The organism is Flavobacterium sp. (assembly GCF_036405015.1).
Taxonomy (GTDB): Bacteria; Bacteroidota; Bacteroidia; order Flavobacteriales; family Flavobacteriaceae; genus Flavobacterium.
In genome coordinates, this window is the sequence record NZ_DASWYK010000183.1 from 22,915 (window position 1) to 29,133 (window position 6,219).

The 6,219-nt window shown below is 30.3% G+C and carries 9 protein-coding genes; 6 read left to right on the plus strand and 3 right to left on the minus strand.

The annotated features are described in order from the left end of the window. Window positions 1-113: 113 nt before the first annotated feature. From VGE71_RS15605 to VGE71_RS15620, 4 genes are all read left to right on the plus strand, one after another. Complete coding sequence (locus tag VGE71_RS15605; protein ID WP_331139175.1) at window positions 114-479, plus strand: DUF3244 domain-containing protein; 366 nt, start codon at window positions 114-116, stop codon at window positions 477-479. 733 nt (window positions 480-1,212) lie between these two features. Further along, entirely contained in the window at window positions 1,213-1,617 is a 405-nt protein-coding gene (locus tag VGE71_RS15610; protein WP_331139176.1) for a DUF3244 domain-containing protein, read from the plus strand. 534 nt (window positions 1,618-2,151) lie between these two features. Next, window positions 2,152-2,550 (plus strand): secretion protein, encoded by a 399-nt coding sequence (locus VGE71_RS15615; protein ID WP_331139177.1) that lies wholly within the window; start codon window positions 2,152-2,154, stop codon window positions 2,548-2,550. A gap of 389 nt (window positions 2,551-2,939) precedes the next feature. Beyond that, complete coding sequence (locus VGE71_RS15620; RefSeq protein WP_331139178.1) at window positions 2,940-3,326, plus strand: secretion protein; 387 nt, start codon at window positions 2,940-2,942, stop codon at window positions 3,324-3,326. Window positions 3,327-3,392: 66 nt separating this feature from the next. Here the strand turns inward: VGE71_RS15620 and VGE71_RS15625 are convergent, their stop codons facing one another. From VGE71_RS15625 to VGE71_RS15635, 3 genes are read right to left on the minus strand one after another with little or no spacing between them, the layout of a single operon-like run. Next, window positions 3,393-3,995: a hypothetical protein gene (locus VGE71_RS15625; RefSeq protein ID WP_331139179.1), complete on the minus strand. Its 603-nt coding sequence runs from the start codon at window positions 3,993-3,995 to the stop codon at window positions 3,393-3,395. Continuing rightward, window positions 3,992-4,417, minus strand: a complete 426-nt coding sequence (locus VGE71_RS15630) for a hypothetical protein (RefSeq protein WP_331139180.1) — start codon at window positions 4,415-4,417, stop codon at window positions 3,992-3,994. The genes VGE71_RS15625 and VGE71_RS15630 overlap by 4 nt, the downstream gene beginning before the upstream one ends. Window positions 4,418-4,477: 60 nt before the next feature. Further along, window positions 4,478-4,888 (minus strand): helix-turn-helix transcriptional regulator, encoded by a 411-nt coding sequence (locus VGE71_RS15635; RefSeq protein WP_331139181.1) that lies wholly within the window; start codon window positions 4,886-4,888, stop codon window positions 4,478-4,480. A 208-nt stretch (window positions 4,889-5,096) separates the two neighbouring features. Between VGE71_RS15635 and VGE71_RS15640 the strand changes: the two genes are divergently transcribed. Next, complete coding sequence (locus VGE71_RS15640) at window positions 5,097-5,414, plus strand: hypothetical protein (RefSeq protein ID WP_331139182.1); 318 nt, start codon at window positions 5,097-5,099, stop codon at window positions 5,412-5,414. Between the two features lie 262 nt (window positions 5,415-5,676). Then, on the plus strand, window positions 5,677-6,219 hold a 543-nt coding region (locus tag VGE71_RS15645; protein ID WP_331139183.1), incomplete at its 3' end, for a hypothetical protein.

A 6,219-nucleotide genomic window follows, 5' to 3' on the forward strand; every position in this document is an offset into this window, starting at 1 on the left:
TCGTAAATGAGAATACAGCATATAAATTGGAAAATATAGATGTTAAAATAACACACATGTTGGTATAACTTTGCCTCAGAGAAATGAACGAAAAAAATTTAATACTATAGAATATGAAAAAGATTATGAAATTAAGTTTAGTATGCGCAGTACTTCTAACAGGAATGAGTACTTATGCAATTGATGGAAATGAAGCGTTAAATCTTCATGTATTAAAAGGAAATGGCAAGGTTATTGCTTTTGGTATTAACCAACTTCAAAAAGCAGTTATCAGTATTTATGATACTAATGGTAATGTACTTTATACTGAAAACGCATCTGGTAAAGATGGAATTTTAAGAACTTTCAGTTTAGAAGAATTTCCACAAGGAAAATATATTTTAGAAGTTGCTGATAATTTCAAAAAAGTAAAATACGATATTACTGTAGATTCAAAAAATTCAGTTTTATCTTCAAAAGGAACTACTTCTTCTTTATAAGAAGTAAATATTCTAAAGATTAAGTGTTACTTCACGGCACTTAAAACTTTATACTCTAATAAAGTATAAAAAGTGAGGTTAGATAGTTAGTAAGTTAAAAACTTTCAAAAGTTTTAGAAACAGCTCTTTGTGGTTACTGAGCTGTTTTTTTTTGCTCTTTACTTTTTTATTTAACCGCAAAGACGCTAAGAAAAAAAGCGCAAAGTTCGCAAAATATTTTCTTTAGCCACAGATTATAAGGATTAAAAGGATTTTAAAAATCTGTGTTAATCCTTTAATCTGTGGCTAACTTTTTACATAACGATTTCGCAATTTATTCAGAACATAGCCAAAGGTTTCAACTTAGGGTACGTATCGTGTTTCAATCTTTGCGTACCCAAGGTTGAAACCCTGGGCTATGTTTTATATAGAATTCGCAAAAGATATTTTACAAAGCTTTACGAACTCTGCGCCTTCTTTGTGTCTTTGCCGTAAAAAACAAATCTTAGCATTCAAAAATTCCTACATTTTTAAAGAAATCTTTACCTCAATGTAAATTAAAAATCATGAAAAACGTTGAAAAATAATTATCGATTTAGCCAAAACGATAAAAATAATTCAAATTTTAACATATAACGGTTTCGTAAATGAGAATACAGCATATAAATTGGAAAATATAGTTGTGTATTTACACTTACAACTGAAGTAATTTAGCATCAGAGAATTAGAACTATTAATTTAAAAACTAAATACCATGAAAAAGATTATTAGATTGAGTTTAGTAGCAGCGTTGTTTTTCGCAGGAATAAACACTTACGCAATTGATGGCAATGAAGATTTTAACCTTCATGTTATAAAAGCAAATGGAAAATTAATCAGTTTCGGTCTTAACCAGACACAAAAAGCCACTTTAACTATATATGCAAAAGACGGATCTTTTATTTATTCTGAAAATGCATCTGGTAAAGAAGGAATTTTAAGAACTTTCAGCCTGGAAGAATTCCCTGAAGGAACTTATTTCTTAGAAATTGAAGACAATACAAAAAAAGCAAAATACGAAATCTTAGTTGGTGAAAATGTTACTGTTTTATCTCAAAAAGCAGTTTCTTCAGCTTACAAATCAGATTTTGCTAAAAATACTAGCGTAGCAGTACGCTAAAAAAGTTTTTATACTCTCATACAGTATAAAAAGTGAGGTTAGATAGTTAGTAAGTTTAAAAACTTTCAAAAGTTTTAAAAACAGCTCTTTGTGGTTACTGAGCTGTTTTTTTTTGCTCTTTACTTTTTTTTATTTAACCGCAAAGAGCGGTAAGTTTTTTATCTAAGATTACGCATATAAAACGCAAAGTTCGCAAAGCTTTAACTACATAGCTTTGCGGACTTTTTTATTCTATAAAATTGATCCAAAAAAACTTAGCGCTCTTTGCGTAAACCTTTGCGCCTTTGCGGTTAATCACACCTTCCTTTTCGTAAATAAATTCTTAATCTATTGTAAAATTAAAACCAAGCGAAAGTTTAAAAAATATTAAGCGAATTAACATAAACGTTAAATATAATTCACAATTTAACCTATAACGGTTTCGTAAATGAGAATATAGCATAGAAATCGGAAAATACAGTTGCGCTTTTTCATGCATTACATAAGTAATTTAGCATCAGAGAATTAGAACTAATAATTTAAAAACTAAGTACCATGAAAAAGATTGCAAAATTGAGTTTAGTAGTAGCGTTGCTTTTCACTGGAATTAGCACTTACGCAATTGATGGAAATGAATTTAATCTTCATGTATTAAAAGCTAATGGAAAACTGATCACTTTCGCACTTAACAAAGTAGAGAAAGCCAATTTAGCTATTTATGACAAAGAGGGAAATTTAATTTATTCTGAAAACGCAACCGGTAAAGACGGAATCTTAAGATCTTTCAGCTTAGAAGAATTTCCAGAAGGAACTTATTTCTTAGTAGTAGAAGACAATGTAAAAAAAGCAAAATATGAAATTACAATTAAAGATAATGCTTCATTATCTAGAACTGCAATTTCTTCTGTTTACAAAGCAGGTTTTGCAAAAAACACAAGTGTTGCTACACGTTAAAATTTTATACACTCCAAAAAAGGTATAAAAACAAGGTTAAAAAAAATTAAAAGTATTTTATTGTTTGAAGGAAAAAGACAGCTCTTAGTTGGTTACAGAGCTGTTTTTTTTATTTCAAATTAAATGTAACATTTACACTAATATCTGTTCCTGAAAAGATATTCTTATAAATTGAAGTTCTTGATTTTAAAGCTGTAAAAAAAGTTGATTTTTTTTCAAAAAATAAAAATCCACAAGCCCAGTAAATACGTACATAGTTCAAACAAAATGCAGAAATAGTTTCAATTCAACAACTTAAGTGTTTGAAAACGCTTTTTTATTGCCAAAAATTAAATTTGTATTTGTAGTTTTGCTCGTTCCACATTTAGTAATTAACAATTAAAAAAAACATGACAAAATTTACCAAAGCCGGTTTAGTTGCTGCCTTTTTTTTAGCGACTGTGTTTACCTATGCCATTGATGGAAAAGGTGATTATATTCTAAACATTAAAACAGGAAACGGAAAAGTAGTTAGCTTTACTTTAGACACTGTTGAGAATTCATCTTTCTCTATCTATGATGAGAATCACAATTTACTTTATGCTGGAGACGCTGCAGCAAACAACTTAGAAGTTTCTAAAACTATTAGTTTAGAAAGTTTTCCTGCTGGAACTTATGTTCTTGAAGTGAAAGCAAACGACAAAGTGAAGAAACACGAAATCAAAGTTGCTGCCAAAAAAATAAAGGCAGTGAAGTTAGATGAAGCTGTGAACCACAGTCCTTCTTTCCGTCGCTAAGCCTTTTTTGCCCCCAACGAAAAAGTTTAAAAAGCAGTTCTTTTACCAGGAGAACTGCTTTTTTATTTAAAAGCTTAATTTTTCTTTTGGCTCTGGCGGATAATCTTTCAATTCTATCGCAATAAATTGAGAACTGTATTTTTTCATCTTATCAAAAGCATCCAATAAAATTGCCGATCCTCCCTCCTTTACCGCTTCTTGTACCACTTGCATCGCAAATTCGCATCCCGCAGGATCTACACCTCCCAAATCAAATACAATATTTTTTGTTTTAGAAAGTGTCGCGTACAATGCCAAAAGTCTTCTTGGAGTACCTGCCAACGTATTGACTTTGATTTTGTTGGTCATCCATTCGATCTCAAATATTTTTTTAGAAAACGGACTACTCAAATCGGCATTCTTTCTTAAATATTCTCCAACAGTGATGGGCCAAAAAATTCTTCTAAAATTCGATTCTTTTATATGTTCTACAAAAGTCATTTTTTTATGTACCAAAATATTTGGATGTTTAGCCTCTCCGCAAAAAATTTCTTTAAGAAACATTTCAGTATTGTAAAAATGAGCTCCATTATACAAATACAGCACAATGATTTCGCCTTCATTTAAGTCAAAGGCTGGAACATTAAAGCGTTCTGTAGTTATTCCTCCGTTTTCGATTACTTTTTTCAAGATGATAGTTTTTTATTTCTTAATTCTGATCCTGTTTTAACCAATTTCCAAAAAAACTCCGCTTCATTTTTTATCATTATTTTTAAAGATTTCTGATAGACAGAAGAATGCACAAAAGCATACATATAATCTAACAAATCCAGCAATCTGAAACTTTGTTTGTATTCTGGCCGAACCTCAACACTATTGGCAAAACAAACATTTGCATTTTCTTCTTTTATGAAAATTAGATCTAAAGTTTGCTCTATTTTTGAAAGAAGTGCTTGATTTAGGTTTTGATTTTGGAAAAGATCATTTACCTGAAAATAAATACTTTTTCCGTCGAAAATCATCTTAGAAATCACGTTTTCCAATTCAGTATTTTGATCTAATTGTGAATTTTCTAATCCCCTGATTTGTTCTACATACTTTTGAATTTCCATAACCTCAGCCATTAAGTTGTCCTTAAAGCAAAAAAGCAGTTCTGTCTGAACTGCCTTTCGTTATTTCTGATTTAGTAATTTCTCTAAATATTCTATTTTCTCTTTTTCTGCCTGAAGCAAACGCTCATAAAGCTTTTTATTTTCTTCTAAAGCTTCCATTAATTTATCTAATGGATTGAAAGTACAAGAATTATAATCTCCAAAAGTATTATTTCCTGATTCGTTAAAGGTATTGAAATAGTTAATCACGCCTTCTTCTGAAAAATTTTTAATGGCTTCAGCTGTTACACCAAGCACTTTTGCAATTGCGATAAGTTTATCTTCATCGATTGTTTCACTATTTTCTATAGCCGAAATCGCCTGTTGATTTGTTCCTAAAGCCTGCGCCAAAGCTTCCTGCTTCATATCTCGAAGTTCACGAATACGGCTTATTTTTCGCCCTATATGATTTGGTTTTGTTAGTGTGCTCATAATTCAAAGATAAATAATTAAAATATCAAAATTGGCAAAATGTAAAAAACAGATTTTTCGGTGTATGATACAGCCAAAAATGATTTCATACGGTAAAATCTATTTCTACTCTTGCATCAAATCAAACAAAAGTACAATTTTTCTTATAATTATTTTGTAAAGGTCAAATTGTAAGCCATTAACTTCTAAGCCAATTAAAACTAACATTATGGAAACCAACGAAACTAAAAACCTGGAACGTCTTAAAGAATTAACCACTTTATATTTCCGCACCCTAAAACCAGCCAATGACAATTCTAAAATGCAAATCGCTCAAATCAAAGTTTTAAATTATTTCGAACTCGGCTGCCTTATTTCCGATTTACTAAAACTCTGCATTCTGGCGCTCAACAACGATATGCAAAACATAGAAAAAAAGAAATCTGAATCTATAAATATAAGCTTGATTCTAGAAACGGTTCTTTCTATTTTTCCTTTGGATGAAATGGAATTTTTGGGGTATGTTGGGGAGGTTGTTGGAGAATGACTTTCTACTTGCGAAGATGAAAGGTCTAATTTGAAAAATCTCGCAAAGGCGCTAAGTCGCAAAGTTTTTTACACAATCTTGTCATTTCGACGGAGGAGAAATCTTTGTGAGAAACCCTACTTCTGCTAGCGCGAGGGATTATGAAAGTAACTTTTGCCTTTACAAAATATTTTTTTCCTTTTGTAAAAACTACATCCGACCTAAAAGCAGATTTTATTTGTTAATTTATTATGTTTGCTATTACCAAAAACAATATTAATATATGGAAAGTGAAAATTTATCAAAAAAAACATTAGATGGCGTTCGTGCCCTTTTAGAAACACTACCCAATGTTACCTATGGAGCCAATACAATGCCATATCTAACTATTGGTGAATACGGAAAAGGCCAAGCCGCTTACAATCAATTGAAAGAAGATTTTGAGAAATTAGATTTATCAAAAATTACTGAAAACTCAGAATTAGAAAGAGAAATTAAAAAACAAAAAAAAGAATTAGCTTCTTTAACAAAACAACATGAAAAATTAGCTGAAGTTTTTGGCACGGATGGGAGTGCAAGTCCTGGGACTTTGACTCATATATTAATTGATCAGTTAAATAAAGAAGTATCTAATTTAATAAAAAAGAGAGATGATTTACTTAATGAAGTTATTAATACTGAACTTGATACAGAAGATAAAATATCAGAATTTAAAACTAAAGTTGATGATGCTGAAGCGGACTCTCAAGTTGAGTTAATAAAAATTACTGGAAAAATTAATCACGCGGAAAATGAAGCTTTATTAAAAATTCAAGAAGCACAAATT